Annotated in this window: 2 protein-coding genes; both read left to right on the top strand. The window is 63.4% G+C overall.

All coding sequences use genetic code 11. From position 1 onward, the window contains the following. The coding region (locus tag EN935_RS36555) for a tryptophan synthase subunit alpha (RefSeq protein WP_206534672.1) at positions 1-261 on the top strand (261 nt) is incomplete at its 5' end. 48 nt (positions 262-309) lie between these two features. After that, entirely contained in the window at positions 310-1,236 is a 927-nt protein-coding gene (gene accD / locus EN935_RS36550) for an acetyl-CoA carboxylase, carboxyltransferase subunit beta (RefSeq protein WP_127263183.1), read from the top strand. The last annotated feature ends 2 nt before the right edge of the window (positions 1,237-1,238 follow it).

Genomic DNA, 1,238 nt, shown 5'->3' with positions numbered 1-1,238 from the left:
GTGGCGGCGGCGGTCAAGCGCATCAAGGGCCACACCGACCTGCCGGTCTGCGTCGGCTTCGGCGTCAAGACCGCCGAGCAGGCTCGGGTCATCGGCGCCAATGCCGACGGCGTCGTCGTCGGCACCGCCATCGTCAATGCGGTGGCCAACGTGCTGGGGCCGAAGGGCGAAAAGACCGCCGACCCGGCCGAAGCCGTCGCCACGCTGGTCAGCGGCCTTGCGCAAGGTGTGCGCTCGGCTCGCCTTGCTGCTGCCGAATAGTTTTCCTACGTCTTTAGCCAACTCTTCGTCAGGACAGGAGCCGAAGCGATGAACTGGATCACCAATTACGTTCGCCCGAAGATCAATTCGATGCTCGGCCGGCGCACCGACATGCCCGAGAATCTCTGGATCAAGGATCCGGAGACCGGCGAGATGGTGTTCCACAAGGATCTGGAATCCAACCAGTTCGTCATTCCGTCCTCCGGCCATCACATGAAGATCTCGGCCAAGGAGCGGCTGAGATTCTTCTTCGACGACGGCAAATACGAGACCCTGGACAACCCCAAGGTCATGCAGGATCCGCTGAAATTCCGCGACGAGAAGCGCTATGTCGACCGGTTGAAAGACGCCAAGGCCAAGACCGGCCTGGAGGATGCGATCATCAATGCCTTGGGGACCGTCGAAGGCCTGCCGGTGGTTGTGACGGTGCAGGACTTCGCCTTCATGGGCGGCTCGCTCGGCATGGCCGCCGGCGACGCCATCGTGCATGGCTTTGAGGCGGCCCTGCAGCGCAAGCGGCCGCTGATCCTGTTCGCCGCCTCCGGCGGCGCCCGCATGCAGGAAGGCATTTTGTCCCTCATGCAATTGCCGAGGACCACGGTCGGTGTCGATCGGCTGAAGGAAGCCGGCCTTCCCTACATCGTCGTTTTGACCAACCCGACAACCGGCGGCGTCACTGCCTCCTACGCCATGCTGGGCGACGTGCACATTGCCGAGCCCGGCGCGCTGATCGGTTTTGCCGGACCGCGCGTCATCGAACAGACGATCCGCGAGAAACTGCCGGACGGCTTCCAGCGCTCCGAATATCTGATGGAGCACGGCATGGTCGACATGGTGGTGTCACGGCTGGAACTGCGCGAAACGATCGCGCGCCTGCTCAAGATGCTGCTCAAGCTGCCGGAGGAGCAAAAGCCGCTGGAGCCGGAAATCCTGCCGCCCGCAACAATTCCGACCGAGGCACGTCCGCAGGCCTGACG

Origin of the sequence: Mesorhizobium sp. M7D.F.Ca.US.004.03.1.1 (assembly GCF_003998635.1) — a bacterium.
In the GTDB taxonomy this organism is placed as follows: domain Bacteria; phylum Pseudomonadota; class Alphaproteobacteria; order Rhizobiales; family Rhizobiaceae; genus Mesorhizobium; species Mesorhizobium loti.
The sequence above is the reverse complement of the archived record's forward strand: the minus strand, read 5'-3'. Positions and strand labels throughout refer to the sequence as shown.

Coding starts and splice junctions, on each gene's coding strand:
- accD (WP_127263183.1), top strand. CDS start 310: ATGAACTGGATCACCAATTACGTTCGCCCGAAGATCAATTCGATGCTC.